At 47.5% G+C, this 19,640-nt stretch carries 15 protein-coding genes; 13 read left to right on the plus strand and 2 right to left on the minus strand.

Translation table 11 applies throughout. The features are described from left to right. The first annotated feature begins 36 nt into the window (after positions 1-36). From QSV55_RS04615 to QSV55_RS04660, 10 genes are read left to right on the plus strand one after another with little or no spacing between them, the layout of a single operon-like run. The gene (locus QSV55_RS04615; protein WP_289650878.1) at positions 37-1,344 is read left to right on the plus strand and encodes a uracil-xanthine permease family protein; all 1,308 of its coding nucleotides are present in this window, start codon (positions 37-39) and stop codon (positions 1,342-1,344) included. An 11-nt stretch (positions 1,345-1,355) separates the two neighbouring features. Then, positions 1,356-2,234: an aspartate carbamoyltransferase catalytic subunit gene (locus QSV55_RS04620; RefSeq protein WP_289650879.1), complete on the plus strand. Its 879-nt coding sequence runs from the start codon at positions 1,356-1,358 to the stop codon at positions 2,232-2,234. Position 2,235: 1 nt separating this feature from the next. Further along, positions 2,236-3,516, plus strand: a complete 1,281-nt coding sequence (locus QSV55_RS04625; protein WP_289650880.1) for a dihydroorotase — start codon at positions 2,236-2,238, stop codon at positions 3,514-3,516. Further along, entirely contained in the window at positions 3,509-4,603 is a 1,095-nt protein-coding gene (gene carA / locus QSV55_RS04630; RefSeq protein WP_289650881.1) for a glutamine-hydrolyzing carbamoyl-phosphate synthase small subunit, read from the plus strand. The genes QSV55_RS04625 and carA overlap by 8 nt, the downstream gene beginning before the upstream one ends. After that, a complete protein-coding gene (gene carB / locus QSV55_RS04635; RefSeq protein WP_289650882.1) occupies positions 4,596-7,769 on the plus strand; it encodes a carbamoyl-phosphate synthase large subunit in 3,174 nt (1,057 codons plus the stop codon). Before carA ends, carB begins: the two co-directional genes overlap by 8 nt. A gap of 9 nt (positions 7,770-7,778) precedes the next feature. After that, positions 7,779-8,537: a dihydroorotate dehydrogenase electron transfer subunit gene (locus QSV55_RS04640; protein WP_289650883.1), complete on the plus strand. Its 759-nt coding sequence runs from the start codon at positions 7,779-7,781 to the stop codon at positions 8,535-8,537. Next, positions 8,534-9,457: a dihydroorotate dehydrogenase gene (locus QSV55_RS04645; RefSeq protein ID WP_289650884.1), complete on the plus strand. Its 924-nt coding sequence runs from the start codon at positions 8,534-8,536 to the stop codon at positions 9,455-9,457. Before QSV55_RS04640 ends, QSV55_RS04645 begins: the two co-directional genes overlap by 4 nt. After that, the gene (gene pyrF / locus QSV55_RS04650) at positions 9,454-10,152 is read left to right on the plus strand and encodes an orotidine-5'-phosphate decarboxylase (RefSeq protein ID WP_289650885.1); all 699 of its coding nucleotides are present in this window, start codon (positions 9,454-9,456) and stop codon (positions 10,150-10,152) included. The genes QSV55_RS04645 and pyrF overlap by 4 nt, the downstream gene beginning before the upstream one ends. Then, positions 10,146-10,757, plus strand: coding sequence for an orotate phosphoribosyltransferase (gene pyrE / locus QSV55_RS04655; protein ID WP_133451240.1), 612 nt, complete (start codon positions 10,146-10,148; stop codon positions 10,755-10,757). Before pyrF ends, pyrE begins: the two co-directional genes overlap by 7 nt. Positions 10,758-10,817: 60 nt before the next feature. After that, the gene (locus tag QSV55_RS04660) at positions 10,818-11,513 is read left to right on the plus strand and encodes a hypothetical protein (RefSeq protein ID WP_289650886.1); all 696 of its coding nucleotides are present in this window, start codon (positions 10,818-10,820) and stop codon (positions 11,511-11,513) included. 35 nt (positions 11,514-11,548) lie between these two features. Here the strand turns inward: QSV55_RS04660 and QSV55_RS04665 are convergent, their stop codons facing one another. Continuing rightward, complete coding sequence (locus QSV55_RS04665; RefSeq protein WP_289650887.1) at positions 11,549-13,195, minus strand: phospho-sugar mutase; 1,647 nt, start codon at positions 13,193-13,195, stop codon at positions 11,549-11,551. A gap of 12 nt (positions 13,196-13,207) precedes the next feature. Then, positions 13,208-15,244: a type I pullulanase gene (pulA, locus tag QSV55_RS04670; RefSeq protein ID WP_289650888.1), complete on the minus strand. Its 2,037-nt coding sequence runs from the start codon at positions 15,242-15,244 to the stop codon at positions 13,208-13,210. Positions 15,245-15,435: 191 nt separating this feature from the next. Between pulA and glgB the strand changes: the two genes are divergently transcribed. Genes glgB through glgD form a run of 3 tightly spaced genes read left to right on the plus strand, consistent with a single transcriptional unit; the run spans position 15,436 to position 19,630 of the window. Then, positions 15,436-17,379 (plus strand): 1,4-alpha-glucan branching protein GlgB, encoded by a 1,944-nt coding sequence (gene glgB / locus QSV55_RS04675; RefSeq protein WP_289650889.1) that lies wholly within the window; start codon positions 15,436-15,438, stop codon positions 17,377-17,379. Continuing rightward, on the plus strand, positions 17,376-18,524 hold the full coding sequence (locus QSV55_RS04680) for a glucose-1-phosphate adenylyltransferase (RefSeq protein ID WP_289650890.1): 1,149 nt from the start codon (positions 17,376-17,378) through the stop codon (positions 18,522-18,524). Before glgB ends, QSV55_RS04680 begins: the two co-directional genes overlap by 4 nt. Continuing rightward, on the plus strand, positions 18,524-19,630 hold the full coding sequence (gene glgD / locus QSV55_RS04685) for a glucose-1-phosphate adenylyltransferase subunit GlgD (RefSeq protein WP_289650891.1): 1,107 nt from the start codon (positions 18,524-18,526) through the stop codon (positions 19,628-19,630). Before QSV55_RS04680 ends, glgD begins: the two co-directional genes overlap by 1 nt. Positions 19,631-19,640: the final 10 nt, after the last annotated feature.

A 19,640-nucleotide genomic window follows, 5' to 3' on the forward strand; every position in this document is an offset into this window, starting at 1 on the left:
GTACGCAAAGAGGCTTTTTTTAAAAGGAGAATATACATGCAGATGAATGAAGAGATTTACGACAGAACAGTGGAACCGATTTATGATGTTCATGAAAAACCGAAAAAAAGTGAATGGCTGCTGCTCAGTTCACAGCACTTATTCGCGATGTTCGGTGCGACAGTCCTCGTCCCTTATTTGACGGGCCTGCCTGTCTCAGCTGCCTTGATTGCATCAGGTCTCGGCACGCTGCTGTACATCTTGATCACGAAAGGCCAGATACCTGCTTACCTCGGCTCAAGTTTTGCTTTTATCACGCCGATCATTGTCGGCTTAAAGACGCATGAGCTCGGAGAAATGCTTGTCGCCCTCTTTATGTCAGGGCTGATGTATGTCATTATCGGCTTCCTGATTAAACTGAGCGGCACTGACTGGCTGCTGAAACTGCTGCCGCCGGTCGTCGTAGGTCCGGTCATTATGGTCATCGGACTTGGCCTGGCACCGGTTGCAGTCAATATGGCGATGTACACAGATAGTGGTGCAGCGACCGGCTACAACGGCAAGTATCTCATTATTGCAGGCGTCACTTTACTGACAGTGATTGCGTTCAATATATTTGCAAAAGGTTTCTTCTCCATCATTCCGATTCTGATGGGCATCATCACAGGTTATATGACAGCCGTGGTGCTCGGGGTGGTAGATTTTTCTGGCATTGCTAAAGCACACTGGCTGCAGCTGCCTGATATTTATATGCCTTACCGCGATTACACACCGACATTTGACTGGGTACTCATCATGGTCATGATACCGATTGTCTTTGTCACAGTGAGTGAGCACATTGGTCATCAAGTGGTCATCAATAAGATTGTCGGCCGCAACTTCTTCAGAAATCCCGGACTGCACCGCAGTTTGATGGGAGACGGCATCTCAACTATGGTCGCTGCATTGATCGGCGGTCCACCGAGCACGACGTACGGTGAGAATATCGGCGTGCTGGCCATCACCAGAATCTACAGTATCTGGGTCATCGGCGGGGCAGCTGTCCTTGCTCTTATTCTGGGCTTCGTCGGCAAGTTCACTGCGCTGGTCTCCAGCATTCCCACACCTGTCATGGGCGGTGTATCCATCCTGCTCTTCGGTATCATTGCAGCAAGCGGCTTACGGATGCTCGTTGAGTCAAAAGTCGATTTCGGTGATAAACGCAATCTGATCATCGCATCTGTTATTTTAGTACTCGGTATCGGTAAAGCACACATTGATTTCACGGTACAGAACATTCATCTGAACATTGAAGGTATGGCGCTTGCCGCGCTGGCAGGCATCCTGCTGAACCTGATCTTACCTGAAGCAAAAGTACACGAATAGGAGCGGATATAATGGATAACTTCTTATCAATCGCACATCTCTCTAATGAAGAAATCATGTCAATCATCACTCAGGCACAGCGTATCAAAGCAGGTGAAGTCGAACGTTTCGCGGGCTATGCCGCTAATCTTTTCTTTGAGAACTCGACCCGAACTAAATGTTCATTTGAGATGGCTGAGCGTAAACTCGGGCTGGATGTCATTCCGTTTGAGACGTCAACTTCATCTGTCACAAAAGGTGAAACACTTTATGATACAGCAAAGACACTGGAAAGTATCGGCGTCGATGTCCTGGTTATTCGCCATCCTGAGAACGAGTACTATAAAGAACTCGTCAATCTCGGTATACCAGTCGTCAATGGTGGGGATGGCAGCGGTCAGCATCCGAGTCAGTGTCTGCTGGACTTGATGACTATCTACGAAGAGTACGGTACTTTTGAAGGACTGAACGTACTGATCTGCGGTGATATCCTGAACTCACGTGTCGCACGCAGCAATCAGGAGGCACTGACAAGACTCGGTGCGAAAGTACGCTTTGCTGCTCCGGACTACTGGCAGGACAAAACGATTGATGCAGAGTACGTCAAGATTGATGACGTGATAGAAGAACTGGATGTCTGTATGCTCCTTCGTGTCCAGCACGAACGGCATAACGGCGGCAAGACGTTTGAGGAAGCCCATTATCACCATGAGTTCGGTCTGACTGGTGAGCGTTACAACAGAATGAAGGATACGGCAATTGTCATGCATCCGGCACCTGTCAACCGCGGAGTGGAGATTGAATCACAGTTAGTGGAAGCAAGTAAATCACGGATCTTCAGACAGATGGAAAATGGCGTCTATACAAGAATGAGTATTTTAAGTCATATTCTGAAAAAGGGAGAGAAATAGAATGAGTACATTACTGCGAGGCGGACAGATTTTAGAGAACGGCCAGCTTGTTGAAAGGGACATCAGAATAGAGGACGGTAAAATTTCAGAAATCGGCGAACACTTAAATGTTTATAATAGTGAAATCATTGACTTAAACGGCCAGTTTGTGTCAGCAGGATTCATCGATGTACACGTCCATTTACGTGAGCCCGGCGGTGAGCACAAGGAGACGATCGAGACAGGCACAAAAGCAGCAGCCCGCGGAGGATTCACGACGGTCTGCCCGATGCCGAATACACGTCCGGTTCCTGATACAGTGGAAAACCTAGACCGACTGAATAAAACGATTCAGGACAATGCAGTGGTGCGCGTGCTGCCCTATGCCTCTATCACAGAGCGTCAGCTGGGCGAGAAGCTGGTGGACTTTAAGGCACTGAAAGAGCACGGCGCATTTGCATTCACTGATGACGGCGTCGGTGTCCAGACTGCTTCTGTGATGTACGAGGCCATGCAGCAGGCAGCGAAGCTCGACATGGCGATTGTGGCCCACTGCGAGGATAACTCACTGATTTACGGCGGCGCTATGCATGAAGGTACAGTATCAGAGAAGCTCGGGATTCCTGGAATCCCTTCTATATGTGAGGCTGTCCAGATTGCGCGTGACGTTCTGCTCGCTGAAGCAGCAGGCTGCCACTATCATGTCTGTCATGTTTCAAGTAGAGAGAGCATCAGAGCGATTCGCGATGCAAAGAAAGCAGGCATCAACGTAACAGCTGAAGTCACACCGCATCATCTGCTGCTGAACGAGAATGCCATCACTGAAGATGATGCGATCCTCAAGATGAATCCACCGCTGCGTTCTAAAGAGGATCAGGAAGCATTGATTGAAGCACTATTAGACGGCACAATCGATTTCATCGCGACAGACCATGCACCACACGCGGCAGAAGAAAAAAATCAGCCGATGGTCAAAGCACCGTTCGGCATTGTCGGCAGCGAGACAGCTTTCCCGTTACTTTACACAAGATTTGTTAAAGACGGTGACTGGACGCTTGCACAGCTCGTTGAATATTTGACAACAAAACCGGCAGATGTCTTTAAACTGCCCTATGGTAGGCTCGCAGTTGGAGAACCGGCAGATATTGCTGTTATTAATTTAGATGAAGAGTATGAGATTAAAGCAGAAGACTTCTTATCAAAGAGTTCAAACACACCCTTTATCGGAGAAAAAGTCTTCGGTAATGTGACTTTGACACTGGCAGAAGGGAAAATCGCTTATCAGGAGGGGCAACATGCGTAAACAAAGATTTTTAGTACTGGAAGACGGCACGATTTTTAAAGGCTATCGTTTCGGCAGTGAGAAGGAGACAGAAGGGGAAATCGTTTTTAATACAGCGATGACAGGTTATCAGGAAACACTGTCTGATCCTTCCTATACAGGACAGATCATCACTTTCACCTATCCGTTAATCGGTAATTACGGTATCAACCGTGATGACTATGAGACGTTGAATCCTTCATTAAAAGGGATGGTCGTGCGTGAGGCGTGTGAACTGCCAAGCAACTTCCGTAATATGGCTTCACTTGATGAGACACTGAAAAATTATGATATTCCGGGGATTGATGGTGTTGATACACGTAAACTGACACGCATTATCCGCCAGCACGGTGTACTTAAAGCAGCATTTGTTAATGAGGAAGCGGATGTAGAAGCGACTATTGAAAGATTAAAAACAGCTGAATTTCCGACGGATGAAGTTGCGCAAGTTTCTACAAAGACCGCCTATGTCTCAACAGGTAACGACTTACGCGTTGTGCTGATTGACTTCGGCAAAAAAGAGAATATTGTCCGTGAGCTGAATTTACGCGGCTGTGATGTCACAGTCATGCCCTGGAATACAACAGCAGAAGAGATCCTGCGTTTACGTCCGGACGGCGTGATGCTGTCTAACGGACCAGGTAATCCGGAAGTCGTGCAGGAGGGCATCCAGATGATCAATAGCATTCTCGGTAAAATACCATTCTTCGGCATCTGCCTCGGTCATCAGCTCTTTGCCCTTGCATGCGGTGCCTCTACATTCAAGATGAAATTCGGTCACCGCGGTGCGAATCATCCGGTCAAGAACCTGGCGACCGGTAAAATTGAGATCACATCTCAGAACCATGGCTACTCAGTAGACCCTGAAACAGTGAAGGATACAGATCTAGTAATCACACACGTTGCACTGAACGACGGCACTGTCGAAGGTCTGCGCCATAAAGAACTGCCGGCATTCTCAGTGCAATATCACCCTGAAGCAAGTCCAGGGCCACACGATCCAAACTACTTATTCGATGATTTTATTCAGATGATGAACGAAAATAAAGGGAGTGTCATGAATGGCTAAACGTAATGATATTAAGACTATACTCGTAATCGGTTCAGGTCCGATTATTATCGGGCAGGCAGCAGAATTCGACTATGCAGGGACTCAAGCCTGTCTTGCGCTACGCGAAGAAGGCTATCGCGTGATCCTCGTCAACTCTAACCCGGCGACCATCATGACGGATACCGAGATAGCGGACAAAGTCTATATCGAGCCGTTGACCCTTGATTTTGTGGCGCGCATCATCCGTAAAGAGCAGCCGGACGCATTGCTGCCGACACTCGGTGGTCAGACTGGACTGAATATGGCGGTCCAGCTGCACGAGGCAGGTATCCTGGAAGAGAATAACGTGACGTTGCTCGGCACGAAACTGTCATCCATCGAACAGGCAGAAGACCGCGACCTATTCCGCAGCCTGATGAATGAACTCGGCGAACCGGTACCTGAAAGTGATATCGTCAACGATGTGCAAGGAGCCGTTGATTTTGCGAATGACATCGGCTATCCGGTGATTGTACGCCCTGCATTCACGATGGGGGGAACTGGCGGCGGTATCTGTCATGATGAACAGGAACTGATTGAAATCGTGACGAACGGTCTGAAATACTCACCGGTGACTCAGTGTCTGATTGAAAAATCTATCGCAGGGTTCAAGGAGATAGAATATGAGGTCATGCGTGACTCCAATGACAACGCAATCGTCGTCTGTAACATGGAGAACATCGATCCGGTCGGCATTCATACAGGGGACTCAATCGTTGTGGCACCGTCTCAGACATTATCAGACAGAGAATACCACATGCTGCGTGACGTTTCGCTGAAAATCATCCGTGCACTTGAGATTGAAGGCGGCTGTAACGTTCAGTTAGCGCTTGACCCGCATTCCTATAATTATTACATCATTGAGGTCAATCCACGGGTATCACGTTCTTCTGCGCTTGCTTCTAAGGCGACAGGCTATCCGATTGCTAAACTTGCTGCGAAGATTGCAGTCGGTCTGTCACTTGATGAGATGTTAAACCCTGTTACAGGGACAAGCTATGCAGCATTTGAACCGGCACTCGACTATGTCGTCTCTAAAATTCCGCGGTTCCCGTTCGATAAGTTTGAGAAAGGTGAGCGGGTCCTCGGCACACAGATGAAAGCGACAGGCGAAGTGATGGCAATCGGGCGCACATACGAAGAATCATTACTGAAAGCGATTCGCTCACTTGAATACGGAGTGCATCACCTCGGTCTACCTAATGGTGAAGAGTTTGAGCTGGATTTCATCGAGCAACGTATTCTGGAGCAGGATGATGAACGTCTGTTCTTCATTGGTGAAGCACTGCGTCGTGGCGTGACACCTGAACATATTCATGAGTTGACTAAAATCGATCTCTTCTTCCTGAATAAAATGCAGCACATCATCGATATTGAACATGATTTAAAGGAACATCCGGGAGATATTGATCACCTGATCTGGGCCAAAAAATATGGTTTCAGTGACCGCGTGATTGCTCACCGCTGGAATATGTCAGAACGGGAAGTCTATGACTTAAGACAACAGCATCAGATTCTACCGGTCTATAAGATGGTCGATACTTGTGCCTCTGAGTTTGAGTCAAACACACCTTACTTCTACGGCACTTATGAAACAGAAAACGAATCAGTCGTGTCTGATAAGAAGAAAGTCATTGTGCTCGGGTCCGGTCCGATCCGTATCGGTCAAGGGGTTGAGTTTGACTATGCTACGGTCCACGCGGTATGGGCGATTCGTGAGGCCGGTTACGAGGCCATCATCATCAATAACAACCCTGAAACCGTATCAACAGACTTCTCCATCTCGGATAAACTGTACTTCGAACCGCTGACGGAAGAAGAAGTGATGAACATCATCAATCTTGAGCAGCCGGAAGGGGTTGTCGTCCAGTTCGGCGGCCAGACCGCTATCAACCTGGCGGATAAGATTGAAAAGTACGGCGTTAAGATATTAGGGACTTCCCTGGAAAACCTGGACAGAGCGGAAGACCGCAAGGAATTTGAAGCGCTGATGCAGGAGATCGGGATCCCGCAGCCGCTCGGTAAAACAGCCACTTCAGTGGAGGAGGCTGTAGCCAACGCTAACTATATCGGTTATCCCGTACTGGTTCGCCCTTCATACGTTCTGGGTGGCCGCGCCATGGAAATCGTCTACGATGAGCAGGAACTGACCAGCTATATGACGCAGGCAGTGAAAGCAAGTCCTGAACATCCGGTGCTGATTGACCGTTATCTGACCGGGAAGGAAATCGAGGTTGATGCCATCTGTGACGGTGAAACGGTCGTCATTCCAGGTATTATGGAACATATTGAACGGGCGGGTGTTCACTCAGGGGACTCAATCGCTGTTTATCCGCCGCAGAGCTTATCACAGGAACATATTGCTACACTGGCAGACTACACAGAACGTCTGGCGCGCGGCTTAGAAATCATCGGTCTGCTCAATATCCAGTTCGTTATTGCGGACGACAAAGTCTATGTCCTGGAAGTGAACCCGCGTTCAAGCCGGACCGTACCTTTCTTAAGTAAGATCACAGAAGTTCCGATGGCGAACCTGGCAATGAAGGCCGTGTTAGGTGAGAAACTGACTGACAAAGGCTACTCAAATGGTCTCGTCCCTTTCAAAGAAGGGGTCTTCGTTAAAGCGCCGGTCTTCAGCTTCAGCAAACTTAAGAACGTCGATATTACGCTGGGTCCGGAGATGAAATCTACCGGGGAAGTCATGGGTAAAGATGTCACATTAGAGAAAGCCCTTTATAAAGGCCTGGTTGCCAGCGGACTGCAGGTCAAGGATCATGGTACAGCACTGGTGACAGTCGCAGATAAAGATAAGGCAGAAGTGACTGAACTTGTTAAACGTCTGCATAATGTCGGTTACCGCATCATGGCGACAAAAGGCACAGCGCAAGCTTTAACAGAAGCGGGTATTCCGGTTGTTGAAGTCAGCAAGATCGGTGATGAGCTGAACTTGCTGGATGTCATCAAGGATGGTCGTGTACAGCTCGTCATCAATACGATGACAAAAGGGAAGCAGTTTGAGCGGGATGGTTTCCAGATCAGACGTGAATCAGTGGATAACGGTGTTCCATGTCTGACATCTTTGGATACAGCACGTGCCTTAATCGATGTCATTGAAAGCATGACATTTAATATGAATCAGATGTAGGAGGATATCATGCAGGAAAAAATGACGGTTGTCAGTCACAATCTGATTGCACGAAATATTTATGAACTGGTGATGCAAGGTGAGATCACGCGTAACATGCAGACACCTGGACAGTTTGTTCACATCAGAGTCGGAGATTCTTCTGAGTTTATGCTCAGAAGACCGATCTCTATCTGTGAGGTGGACCGCGAGAAGGCAACACTGACCTGTCTTTACCGTGCAGATGGTAAAGGGACAAAAGCTCTGGCTAAAGCTAAAGCAGGTGACGCAATCGATATTCTAGCACCTCTCGGCAACGGTTTCCCGGTGGCAGCAGCGAAAGAGACAGCGCTATTGATCGGTGGAGGAATTGGTGTGCCACCTCTGTATGAACTCTCCAAACAGCTGAATAGCAGAGGCATCAGAACGATTCATGTGCTGGGCTTCAATTCTCAGGAAGATATCTTCTATGCGGACAAGTTTGAAGCACTCGGCGAGACACATATCGCGACAGCGGACGGCAGTTACGGCACACAGGGCTTTGTAACAGATGTGATACGCAATCTGCCGCAAACATATGATACGTTCTACACTTGTGGTCCCATCGTCATGATCAAGGCGATTCAGGCGGCACTGCCGGATACTGAAGGTTACGTATCACTTGAAGAACGGATGGGCTGCGGCATCGGGGCATGTTATGCCTGTGTCTGCAAGGCCGACAATGAACATGGCTACGTCAAGATCTGTACCGATGGACCGGTCTTTAAGAAAGGAGAACTGGAACTATGAGACTGAACGTAAAACTGCCTGGCCTCGACTTAAAGAATCCGGTGATGCCGGCATCCGGCTGTTTCGCCTTCGGTCAGGAATATGCCCGGTTCATGGATTTAAATAACTTAGGGGCTATCATGATCAAAGCGGCGACCAAAGAGCAGCGCTTCGGTAATCCGACACCGCGTGTAGCTGAGACATCGAGCGGTATGATCAATGCGATCGGCCTGCAGAATCCGGGGGTCCATCATATTATGGACCACGAACTCAAGTGGCTTGAACAATTCACGACACCGATCATCGCAAATGTAGCAGGTTCTACTGAGGAAGATTATGTCTATGTCGCAGAACATATCTCAAAGGCCCCGAATGTTCATGCGCTTGAACTGAACATCTCGTGTCCGAATGTCAAGGAAGGCGGCATTCAGTTCGGTACTGACCCCGTGACAGCTGCACGTCTGACACATCGAGTAAAAGAAGTGTCGAGCGTTCCGGTATACGTCAAACTATCACCGAATGTCACAAACATCGTCCAGATGGCTCAGGCTGTAGCGCCTCACTGCGACGGCTTGACGATGATCAATACGCTCGTAGGTCTGCAGCTGAACAGCAGAACAGGCGCACCGATTATCGCCAATACGATCGGCGGCTTAAGTGGTCCGGCTATTAAGCCGGTCGCTATGCGCATGGTCTACGAAGTCCGTCAGCATCTGGATATTCCTATCATCGCAATGGGCGGCGTGACTTCAGCGCAGGACGTGATTGACTATATTTCTGTCGGGGCAGATGCGGTGGCTGTCGGGACCGCGAACTTCCAGAATCCGACGGTCTGTCAGGAGATCATTGATGAACTGCCGAGCCTGCTGGACACACTTGGCGTCCAGCATATACATGAGCTTAAAGGACGAACACTCAATATTCTGGGGGTAAAAAAATGAACACGGATCCCATTATCGCATTAGACTTTAAAGATATGACAGAAGTACTGACTTTCCTGAAGCCCTTTGATGAACGGCTTTTTGTCAAGATTGGTATGGAACTCTATCTGCAGAACGGGCCCGCAATTGTCAAGGAAGTCCGTGACCTCGGGCATGATATCTTCCTCGACCTGAAGCTGCATGATATCCCGAACACGGTGGGCCAGGCGATGAGAGGCCTTGCCGGACTGGATATCCAGATGATCAACGTGCATGCGGCAGGTGGCAGTAAGATGATGAGAGCGGCACTGGACGGCCTGCAGCAAGGCGGCAGTCAGGCACAGCTTATCGCCGTCACTCAGCTGACAAGTACGTCAGAAGAGATGATGAATCAGGAGCAGGGTATTCCGGGAAGCATTAACGACAGTATTGTAAACTATGCACGCGTGACGCGCGATGCCGGACTTGCGGGAGTCGTCTGCTCAGCAAATGAAAGTGCTTTAATACGTGATGCGTTAGGTGAAGCGTTCCTGAAAGTGACGCCGGGTATTCGGACGCTGGAAGATGCACAAGGTGATCAAGTCAGAATCGCAACGCCTGAATTTGCCCGTCAGAATGGGTCGACCCATATTGTGGTCGGTCGCTCAATCACACAGGCGAGTGATCCGGTTGCGAAATATCATTCTATTAAGAAAGCGTGGGAACAAGGATGTTAAAGGAAGAGATTGCAAAACGTTTACTTGAAATTGAAGCAGTGTCACTGAGTCCGGACGAACCGTTCACATGGGCATCCGGTATCAAGAGTCCTATCTACTGTGACAACCGTCTGACGATGTCTTATCCGGAAGTGCGTGATGAAGTAGCTGAAGGACTCGTCACACTCATTAAAGAACATTTCTCTGATGTAGAAGTCATCGCAGGCACCGCTACTGCCGGGATTCCTCATGCGGCATTCGTGGCACAGAAAATGGCGCTGCCGATGAGCTATGTCCGTTCATCAAGCAAGAAGCATGGTAAAGGGAATCAGATTGAAGGACTTGTCAAACCGGGTCAGAAGGTGGTTGTCATCGAAGATCTGATTTCAACAGGGGGTTCTGCAATTGATGCAGCAGATGCACTTAAAGAACACGGCGCGGAAGTACTGGGTATTGTCGCGATTTTCAGCTATCAGCTTAACAAGGGGCAGGAGCGCCTGGCAGCAGCGGGTTATCCCTACTATACATTGAGCGATTTTGATTCACTGATCAAAGTTGCCGCTGATTTAAAAAGAATAAAAGAAGAGGATATCGCGACGTTAGTGGATTTCCGTGATAATCTTTAACCCTGAAACGACTCGTTTGTTGTATACTACAATAAACGAGTCGTTTTTTGGAGGTGACATATGAGCAAAAAATGGGATCACATCAATTCCTTTATTAAGGACACCACGCCCGCGAAAAGGGTAAGACAGTTTAATCAGCTGCCGGACAAGAAATCCAGCCTGAAGGCATTAGTGATCAGACCTGCAGCAGAGTTTGAGTATAAAATAGAGTCATTTCAGAGTTTTCTTAAATATACGTTGTCCAGACCCCAGATTGTCGCAGATGATCAGACGAGCGGCAGATATTTCCTCTGGGCCCTGCTGAATCTCCTGCTCTATATTGTCATCCTCTTTTTCGTCGGTGCGGTCGGTGAGCAGTTTGACTGGCAGGAAGGACTGCAGTATGCCTTATCCGGACTTGTCTTTACACTTGTACTCATTATTTTCACATTCTTCACTCAGCTGATTTCAATCAACGCCAATATTACCATCTATAAGGTTTTTGTAGATATATTGAGCTATTACACATTGGTCTGTGTCTTCGGTTTCATCCAGCTCGGCTTTAAGCTGTTGTCATTGCCTTATAATCACGCGTTAGAAATCCTGACATTTCTAGTGGTGCTCAGTATTCCGACGCGACTCTTCATCTCCTATCATCACGACCATAAATTTGAAGTGGATATCTTTAAGATGAACTTGTTACTACTCGTACTCATCGTCCTGTATATGATGTTCACACGCCATATCAGCTGGCTCAATTTCTTCAGCGGCATTTAAAAAGCACTTGACCCGATGGTCAAGTGCTTCTTTGCTCAGCTGAAAAACAGCTGGTTTATTTTTTCTGCAATGGTATCAATGTCATCAGTAATGAGCGAGACATATAGTTTGATTTTGGGCTCAGTACCTGAAGGTCTTAAAGCAATCCAGCCGTCCTCAAAGAAGAACTTAAGGACATCGGCCTGAGGAAGGTCAATAGTATGCACACCGTCCGCATCCACGCGCTCCTGCTTGAGATAATCTTCTGTTGCGATGACTTTTAGTCCGGCTATCTCGCTCGGGGCATTGTCCCGTGCTTCTGTCATGATGTTCTGGATCTTTTCTTTGCCGCTCTGTCCCTCAAGAGTATGGGCGAAGAGCTTCTCCTGATAGTGACCATAGTCACGGTAGAGGTCGTTCATCTGATCGACTAAGGTTCTGCCTTCATTTTTCAGTTCGCTGGCCAGCTTGATGATTAACGGCACAATCTGGACTGCGTCCTTGTCACGCACGAACGGACTGGCCATATAACCGTAACTTTCCTCGTATCCGAAGATGTAGTGGTAGCTGTTCTGCGCTTCAAATTCCGCGATTTTTTCTGCGATGAACTTGAAACCGGTCAGGACATCAAACATTCTGACGCCGTTGCGCTCTGCGATGACTTTTCCGAGCTCACTGGTCACAATCGATTTAACGGCAGCCCGGTCCGCCATCCCTTCTGTCTGGCCGATGCGGTAGTCAAGAAGCAGACTGCCGAGCTGATTGCCGTTGAAGTAATGGTAGTCGCCGTTATGCAGCGCTACGACCCCCATACGGTCAGCATCTGGATCCGTTGCAATCAGCAGATCGGCCTTTGTTGCTCTGCCGAGTTCGACTGCCATATCGAATGCATCATGGTCTTCAGGATTCGCCGATTTTACACTGGTGAAATCAGCGTCAGGCTGACATTGCGCTTCAACCAGCTCATAGTTCTTAAAACCGACCGCATCAAGAATTTCAGGTACAATCGGTACACTTGTGCCATGCAGGCTTGAGAAGATCACTTTCAGGTCGGACTTCGGCATGTCACCGATTAACTGGATGACCTCCTGTTTGTAATCCGTGACGACTGCCTCGGGAACAGACACAATCAGGCCCGCTTCTTGCAGCTCTTCTTTACTTTTCACTGCGATATTCAGTTCATCTGCTATCTGGCTGATATAATGGCTGACTTTCTGCGAACCTTCAAGCGCAAGCTGACCGCCGTCTGGTCCGTAAATCTTGATACCGTTATATTCCGGCGGGTTATGACTTGCTGTGATCATCACACCTGCATCTGTCTGAAGATGGCGGACAGAATAAGAGAGTTCCGGTGTTGTATGATAACGGTCATAGATATAAGCTTTAATCCCATTTGAAGCGAGTACGATAGCTATCTCATCACAAAATTCCGGTGAGAGGTGACGTGTATCGTAAGCGATAACGACAGTAGGGGCCTGGGAGATTTCGTTGAGATACTGACTGAGTCCGAGTGCCACTTTCTGCACAGTGAAACGGTTCAGACGATTAGGCCCGAGACCCAGTTTCCCTCTGATCCCAGCTGTACCAAATGCAAGTGCACCTTCAAACCCTTCAGCCTGCTGTTCAGAAGAGAGTACGTTGAACTGAGAGTCAGAGATTAAACTTTGTGATAATTTTTCTTCCCATTGCTGTCTTGTTGGCATAATGAACGCTCCTTAGTCTAATGTTTTTCTAAGTACCAGACATTCAAAAGGCTTTAACGCGATCGATCCGGCGACTTCACCTGTTGAATGTGCATTACTGAGTTCTATATTAAATACCCCTAGTCTCGGCAGTTCAATCGTATGATTGAGGGCAGTAGGATTGAAGAAAAGAATAAACTCATCATCCTTGTCAAAGAGAAGAATGCCGAGCACAGGGTCTGGTGCCTTGACTTCGATAATACGTGTCTGAATCGATAAGGCATCCTGAAGATGAAAGACTTCATAGGTTTTCTTCAGATGAATGGCTTTTCTGATGATGTCGATATCTTCATTGTATTTCATGCGGCGGTTCCAATCAATGCGATTGATGAAATCGCTTAAATTATAGGTGTTGCCATGCCCGTACTTCGTTCTGTAAAATTCCTGACCGGCATGGATAAATGGAATCCCCTGGCTGAGAATGGTGAAAATAGTGGTCATCTGATGGAGTTTCAGCACATTGTCGGCATGCTGTCTTGATGGATAGCTTAGGCGGTCAAACAATGTATGATTATCATGTACCTCTGTATAGTTGATGGTCTGACCGACCGGCAGCCCGTAGTCCCCTTGAAAGAGTTTAAAAACCCGTTCCCTGAAACGTCCGCCACCATTGATATAACCGGTGTCAGCGATATCAAAGTTATTCCCCTTTAATGTGTCCCTGAAGTAATCGTTGAAAAAATGAATGCGCGGCACGAGGTAGGCCTGGTCATGTGTGGTCTTCTGATCATCAGGGAGGGCGGTATTGAGATGCCAGCCTTCTCCGAGAATGAGCATATTCGGATTGATGGCCGTCAGCTGGTCCTCAACTTGCTGCATCGTCTTGACATCAATCACGCCCATAAGATCAAAGCGGAAACCATCCACCTGAAAATTTTCCGCATAATAGACCAATGTGTCGAGAATAAACTGGCGGGCCATCTGTCGTTCGCTCGCGAAGTCATTGCCGACTCCCGTCCCGTTACTGAGCGTTAAGTCAGGATAATAGCGGAAATAATAGCCCGGAACAAGACGTTCAAAAGAAGAAGAAGGCTGATGGAAGACATGATTAAAGACAACATCCAGGATGACGCCCATCTGCGCTGCGTGATAATGCTGAACAAGAGACTTCAGTTCAATTATTCTTCTGACCGGATCTGCAGGATCAACAGAAAAGCTGCCATCAGGTGTCTGAAAATACATCGGATCATAGCCCCAGTTATAGCTCGTCGTAAAATGGACGTCATCCACTTTGGCGAAATCATTGATAGGCAGCAGTTCGATATGGGTGATGCCGAGTGATTTCACATAATCAAAGCCGGTCGTATAGCCGTGTTTCGTCGTGGCTCCGGACAGCGTCATGGCCTCAAATTTCCCCTTTAGATCGTCAGGGATGCCGCTGTTCGGATGCATCGAGAAGTCGCGCACATGCACTTCGTAGATAATACTATCTGCAGGAGGCAGAATAGGTCTTGCATGAAGAGAGAATCCAGGCGGTGCGGCGTTCGGATCTACGACGACGCCGGCAGTGGAATTGACCGTCAGCCCTTTGGCGTATGGATCGACGACTTCATGATATTCGTGATTCACTTCAACGCCGTAGAAATAAACGGCACCGAGGTAATCGCCTGTCAGTGTCAGGGACCAGATGCCACCCTCATAGTTCATCGCATAGGGTTCATGGTTGACGAATAGTGTCATCTTGCTGGCGACAGGGGACCAGACCTTGAAGGTCGTATGTTGACTTGTGTAAAGGGCGCCGTAATCATCCGGGCGTGCATAAAGCTGGTCAAATTCAGCCGTTCGGACGACTTGACCTGAGACAACCGGCAGGCGGACGTCTAAAAACTCGAGCCACCATGTGCGGTTGAGTGCAATAGGACTTGCTGCCGTGAATAAATAGTGCTCAGCGGTGACGGTTTTGATTTCCAGGGGTAACAGCTCGACATCACTTCTCAGATAGGCGGGTCCTTCGACAGGGTCCGCGTATTTTAAAGAGATCGTCGTCAAAGTGTCGATATAACCACGCATAAATTTAACAACCTCCTGCTAGGAATAGTTTCATTATAAGGATTTCAGCTGTTTTTTTCTCCTGATATGCTGTCAAAAAGACGATATTGTCTTAATTTTTGTAACATTCATAATTAATTAAAGAATTTCGCATTTATTTTGCTGTTAAAAGAGGGTATGGACTATAATGGAAGTAAAGTGACAGAGGGGAAATGATAAAGTTGCAACCTATTTCAGACTTAGATCAATATCTTTTTCATCAAGGGACGCACTATGAATCCTATCAGTTCCTGGGTGCCCATTATGACCAGGCAAGCGCAATGACCACCTTTACAGTCTGGGCGCCTCACGCACGCCAGGTCAGCTTAGGGCTTGATGCGAACAGCTGGACCGGCGCTGACTACCCGCTCACCCGGGTGACGGAGGCAGGATTGTGGCGCGCGGCGTTCAAGGTAGCCCCGGGGACCACATATAAGTATGTCATTGATACGGATAAAGGCCGGCTGCTAAAAGCGGATCCTTATGCAAGATATGCGCAAAGAAGACCCCGTACCGCTTCCATCGTCGAAGCCCCTTCTACTTATCAGTGGCAGGATGCCGAGTGGATAGCAAGACGTGAGAGCAGTGATCATTTTAAATCACCTATTAATATATATGAGGTGCATTTAGGCACTTGGCGCAAACATGAAGTGGAGCAGGGCGACCTCAGTGTAGATGACTATACAGACAAGACCTATTATACCTATAGAGAGATGGCAGCGGAGATGGTCCCATACATCAAGGAGATGGGCTATAGTCACGTCGAGATATTACCGGTGACAGAGCATCCATTTGATCTATCATGGGGCTATCAGGTGACCGGTTATTACGCACCGACCTCACGGTACGGTACACCGGATGACTTCAAGTATTTAGTTGACACCTTTCATCAGGCAGGCATCGGTGTCATCATGGACTGGGTACCCGCGCATTTCTGCAAGGACGACCATGGTCTCAGACAGTTTGACGGCCGGCCGCTATATGAACATCAGGATACTAAAAGGGCCGACAAAAAAGGTTGGGGCACGCTGACGTTTGATTATGGCCGTCCGGAGATTCAGAGCTTCCTGATCTCCAATGCCAACTACTGGCTGACAGAATTCCATCTGGACGGCTTGCGTGTGGACGCTGTACACAGTATGACGGACCTGAATTTTGAAAATCATACGCCGGACTCAAAAATCTATAACGAAGATGGCACCAGTATTCATAAAGAAGGCGTCGCTTTTATCCAGAAATTAAACACGGTCGTTTTTAAATACCATCCGCATGCCCTTATGATGGCAGAAGATTCTTCTGATATGCCGATGATTACAGCGCCAGTCGACAGAGGCGGACTCGGCTTCAATTATAAATGGGATCTGGGCTTCATGCATGACACACTTGATTATTTCGAACTGCCGCAGGAAGCCCGTCGCTACCATCATCAGAACCTGACCTTCCCGATGATGTATCGCTATAACGAAAACTATATTCTGCCGTTTTCACATGATGAAGTCGTCCATGGCAAATTATCGATGCTTGATAAAATGCCTGGTGACCAGTGGCAGAAGTTTGCCAATTTACGCGCATTATACGGCTATCAGATGACGCAGCCGGGTAAGAAGCTGTTATTCATGGGGAGCGAGCTCGGTCTCTATTCTGAGTGGAAAGATAAAGAGCAGATTGACTGGTTTATTCTTAAATATCCTTATCATCATGGCATGCAGAAATATGTCCGCGCCCTTAATCATTTCTATCTCAGTCATCCGGCGTTATTCGCCGCTGATTTTGAGCCGGAGGGCTATCAATGGATAGACCCGGATAACAGTCAACAGTCTGTCATTACTTATATCCGTCGGAGTAAGGACGAAGAACTGATCATTGCCATCAATATGACTGGACAGGTGTACTATGATTTTGAAATTGGTGTGCCTGAAGATGCAGGATACAAAGAAATATTCAGCTCTGATGCAGAGGAATTCGGTGGCAGCAATCAGTTGGTATCAGATGAGCTTTTTGCAGTTAAGAGCGAGAAACAAGGGTATAAATATATTATCAGAACGAAATTGCCACCGTTTGGTCTATCAGTTTACCAGCAGACGGCGCAAATCAAAAAAATGGGGGAATCCAGATGAGTACAGAAGTAGTAGGCATGTTATTAGCAGGAGGGAAAGGCACACGACTGGGACAGCTGACTAAGAATATCGCTAAACCCGCTGTGCCTTTCGGAGGTAAGTACAGAATTATTGATTTTACACTGAGCAATCTTTCCAATTCAGAAATTTCGACAGTAGGTGTACTGGTTCAGTATGCACCGCTACTTCTCAATCGTCATATCGGCATGGGTAAGCCTTGGGGCCTTGACCGTCAAGAAGGCGGGATTTCAGTGCTGGCGCCCTTCGCCAACCAGGAAGGTGCCTCATGGTTTGAAGGGACAGCGGATGCCATCACGAAGAACATTCACTTCATTGACCAATATGATCCGGAATATCTGCTGATCCTGTCAGGTGACCATATCTATCAGATGGATTATCAGCGCATGCTCGACTTCCATAAGGAAAAGCATGCAGATGCTACCATCTCAGTTATTGAAGTTCCACTGGAAGAAGCCTCACGTTTCGGGATCCTGAATACAGAAGAGGACTACAAAATCTATGAATTCGATGAAAAACCGGCAGTACCAAAGAACAACCTTGCATCAATGGGGATTTATATCTTCAACTGGAAACTGCTTCGGGAGTACTTAGTGGAAGACGAAAAGAATCCGAATTCAGAGCATGACTTTGGTAATGACATCATCCCTAAAATGCTCGACAATGGCAAACAGCTCTACGCTTATCGATTTGATGGCTACTGGAAGGACGTAGGGACGATCCAGTCGTACTGGGAAGCGAACATGGACTTACTGGAAGAGGATCTCGCACAGCTATTGAACAGTAAGACGTGGCCGACCTATTCACACGAACTGAACCTGCCTCCTCAATATATCGGTGCGGAAGCAGAGCTGAAGGACTCACTTATCTGTCCGGGTTCATTTATTTTCGGTAAAGTGAATCATTCTGTACTGTTCAGTGAAGTTGCCATCGGACAAGGGAGCCTGATTCAGGATGCTATTATTCAGCCGAGAACTGAAGTCGGTGAAAACTGCGTCATCAAGAAAGCGATCATCATGCATGACCTGAAGATTCCGGATGGCGTCACAATTGACGGTTCAAATGAAGCGGAACCGATTGTAGTCGGTCCTGACAATATCGATGACTTTATCAATGGAGGTAAATAATGATGCGTTCTTTAATGGGCTTAATTAACTTGGAAAATGAACATGACTTTCTGGAGGAGCTGACTTACTTCCGTAACGGTGCGAGTGTGCCTTTCGCTGGTCGGTACCGCCTTATTGACTTCAGTATCTCCAATATGGTGAACTCCGGGGTGGATGAACTGGCATTGTTTGTCAACCAGAAGTACCGCTCACTGCTTGACCATCTGGAAAACGGAGAAAACTTCGGACTGAACGACAAACAGTCACGTCTTTTCGTGCTGCCGCCAGACTGGCATGACCCGACTGATATTTCTCGCGGGGATTTAAGACACTTCCATAACAATCGCGATTTCTTCAGCCGTTCTAAGGCAACAGATGTCATCATTTCCGGCTCCCAGTTTATAGCGAACGTCAACTATAAAGACGCTTTCAAATATCATGTGGAGACTGATGCTGATATCACATTGATCGGTGAGGTCGAAAACGAGCTGCAGGAGATGCATAGTCCGGTGCAGCGTATCAATGAAGAGAATGGCAGAGTGACTTTCCTGAATCATGACCAAAGTAATCCACATCTTTTTACGGGTGTCTACATCATTAAGAAAGAGAAGTTAATGGATATCCTGAATTTCTGTATCGGGAATTATAAAGATAACTTCTTTATTCAAGGTATTCAGGAGCGGTTAGGTGAACTGGACGTGAGAGTCTATGATATCGATACACGTTCGTTCTACATCAGTTCACTTAAGACGTTCTATCATAGCAACCTGGCTATCCTGAATCCGGTGATCTACAAAGATATATTTATGCAGGAGTGCCGTGTCCGTACTAAGATCTCCAACCAGCCGCCAACTAAATATAAAGAAGACTGTACAGTGAAGAACTCTATCGTAGCGAATGGCTGTGTGATAGACGGCACGATTGAGAACAGCATTCTGTACCGCGGCGCTACTGTGGGTAAAGGAGCTGTCATCAAGAACTCCATTATCATGACGAACAGTAAAATCGGTGAAAATGTCGTGCTTGAGAATGTTATACTGGATAAAGACGTCACAATCAATGATGGCCAACGCTTAGCAGGCTCGAATGATAAACCGTTTGTTGTGGCAAAACGTCAAACAATATAGAAGAGGTATA

This window comes from Macrococcus bovicus, assembly GCF_030376725.1.
Classification (GTDB): domain Bacteria; phylum Bacillota; class Bacilli; order Staphylococcales; family Staphylococcaceae; genus Macrococcus; species Macrococcus bovicus.

Coding starts and splice junctions, on each gene's coding strand:
- QSV55_RS04660 (WP_289650886.1), top strand. CDS start 10,818: ATGAGCAAAAAATGGGATCACATCAATTCCTTTATTAAGGACACCACG.
- carA (WP_289650881.1), top strand. CDS start 3,509: ATGCGTAAACAAAGATTTTTAGTACTGGAAGACGGCACGATTTTTAAA.
- QSV55_RS04615 (WP_289650878.1), top strand. CDS start 37: ATGCAGATGAATGAAGAGATTTACGACAGAACAGTGGAACCGATTTAT.
- glgD (WP_289650891.1), top strand. CDS start 18,524: ATGATGCGTTCTTTAATGGGCTTAATTAACTTGGAAAATGAACATGAC.
- QSV55_RS04665 (WP_289650887.1), bottom strand. CDS start 13,195: ATGCCAACAAGACAGCAATGGGAAGAAAAATTATCACAAAGTTTAATC.
- QSV55_RS04680 (WP_289650890.1), top strand. CDS start 17,376: ATGAGTACAGAAGTAGTAGGCATGTTATTAGCAGGAGGGAAAGGCACA.
- pyrF (WP_289650885.1), top strand. CDS start 9,454: ATGAACACGGATCCCATTATCGCATTAGACTTTAAAGATATGACAGAA.
- pyrE (WP_133451240.1), top strand. CDS start 10,146: ATGTTAAAGGAAGAGATTGCAAAACGTTTACTTGAAATTGAAGCAGTG.
- pulA (WP_289650888.1), bottom strand. CDS start 15,244: ATGCGTGGTTATATCGACACTTTGACGACGATCTCTTTAAAATACGCG.
- QSV55_RS04640 (WP_289650883.1), top strand. CDS start 7,779: ATGCAGGAAAAAATGACGGTTGTCAGTCACAATCTGATTGCACGAAAT.
- QSV55_RS04645 (WP_289650884.1), top strand. CDS start 8,534: ATGAGACTGAACGTAAAACTGCCTGGCCTCGACTTAAAGAATCCGGTG.
- QSV55_RS04620 (WP_289650879.1), top strand. CDS start 1,356: ATGGATAACTTCTTATCAATCGCACATCTCTCTAATGAAGAAATCATG.
- QSV55_RS04625 (WP_289650880.1), top strand. CDS start 2,236: ATGAGTACATTACTGCGAGGCGGACAGATTTTAGAGAACGGCCAGCTT.
- glgB (WP_289650889.1), top strand. CDS start 15,436: ATGATAAAGTTGCAACCTATTTCAGACTTAGATCAATATCTTTTTCAT.
- carB (WP_289650882.1), top strand. CDS start 4,596: ATGGCTAAACGTAATGATATTAAGACTATACTCGTAATCGGTTCAGGT.